This is a genomic window from Treponema sp. R6D11, from assembly GCF_054786075.1.
This window is the reverse complement of record NZ_BDHD01000447.1, coordinates 1-1,016: the sequence shown is the minus strand read 5'-3', so window position 1 is coordinate 1,016 and position 1,016 is coordinate 1. Positions and strand designations below refer to the sequence as shown.

Sequence of the window (1,016 nt, the reverse complement as noted above, 5' to 3'; positions counted from 1 at the left end):
TACGCCCATGCTTACAATAATTTTTTCAAGCTTGGGTATCTGCATATTAGAACTGTAATTAAATTCCTTAAACAGTTCAGGGGCTATTTGCTCCTTATAAATCTTTTTAAGACGGGGAACGTAATTTTTTTCCATTATAATACCTCCCCGCATTTCTTGCAAAATCTGACCTTTTTATCCCCGTCAAGTTTGTAGCCGATGCGAGTAGGTCCGCATTTTTTACAAACAATCATCAGGTTGGACGAATGAATCGCCGCTTCAATCTCGGCTATTCCGCCCGGATCTTGTTGTTTTCTTTTCTTCATCGCTTTCTTGACTATGTTTAAGCCTTCAACAACAACTCTGTCCGTGTCACGATTTATTTTTAAGATTCTGCCGCGTTTTCCCTTGTCTTTTCCGGTAATAACCTGGACAGTATCTTCTTTTTTAAGTTTAAATTTATGCAACGCTTCAGCCATGTCCGACTCCTATAAAACCTCTGGGGCAAGAGAAACGATTTTCATAAATTCGCTTTTCTCCCTCAATTCCCGCGCTACAGGTCCAAAGATACGCTTTCCTTTCGGATTCAATGCGGCGTCAATAATGACGCAGGCGTTATCATCAAACCTGATATATGTTCCATCGGGGCGGCGGAACTCTTTATGAGTACGCACCACAACCGCTTTTTCCACAGTGCCTTTTTTTATTACGGACGTAGGCAACGCTTCTTTTACCGCAACTACAACAATGTCGCCAATTCCGGCGTACCTACGCTTTGTGCCGCCCAAAACTTTGATGCACTGTACTAGTTTGGCTCCTGAATTATCAGCCACATTCAGGAAGCTCTCTACTTGAATCATTTTCCGTCTCCCTTACTTGGCTCGCTCAATAATTTCTACAAGCTTCCAGCATTTTTCTTTGCTTATAGGTCTGCACTCGATCACGCGAACACGATCGCCGATCTTCGCTTCGTTCTTTTCATCATGGGCTTTTACTTGTTCCGCCCTCTTGATGTATTTTTTGTAAAGAGGATGGAG

General features: G+C 42.5%; 3 protein-coding genes and 1 pseudogene. All 4 read right to left on the bottom strand.

Annotated elements, in window-relative coordinates; translation table 11 throughout:
- Positions 1-135, bottom strand: a pseudogene (rplE, locus tag ACYVTD_RS13850) (50S ribosomal protein L5); the annotation flags it as partial.
- On the bottom strand, positions 135-458 hold the full coding sequence (gene rplX, locus ACYVTD_RS13845) for a 50S ribosomal protein L24 (RefSeq protein ID WP_461248310.1): 324 nt from the start codon (positions 456-458) through the stop codon (positions 135-137). The gene rplX and the pseudogene rplE, both read right to left, overlap by 1 nt.
- A gap of 9 nt (positions 459-467) precedes the next feature.
- Positions 468-839, bottom strand: a complete 372-nt coding sequence (rplN, locus tag ACYVTD_RS13840) for a 50S ribosomal protein L14 (RefSeq protein ID WP_461248309.1) — start codon at positions 837-839, stop codon at positions 468-470.
- A 12-nt stretch (positions 840-851) separates the two neighbouring features.
- On the bottom strand, positions 852-1,016 hold a 165-nt coding region (gene rpsQ / locus ACYVTD_RS13835; RefSeq protein WP_461248311.1), incomplete at its 5' end, for a 30S ribosomal protein S17.

Coding starts and splice junctions, on each gene's coding strand:
- rplN (WP_461248309.1), bottom strand. CDS start 839: ATGATTCAAGTAGAGAGCTTCCTGAATGTGGCTGATAATTCAGGAGCC.
- rplX (WP_461248310.1), bottom strand. CDS start 458: ATGGCTGAAGCGTTGCATAAATTTAAACTTAAAAAAGAAGATACTGTC.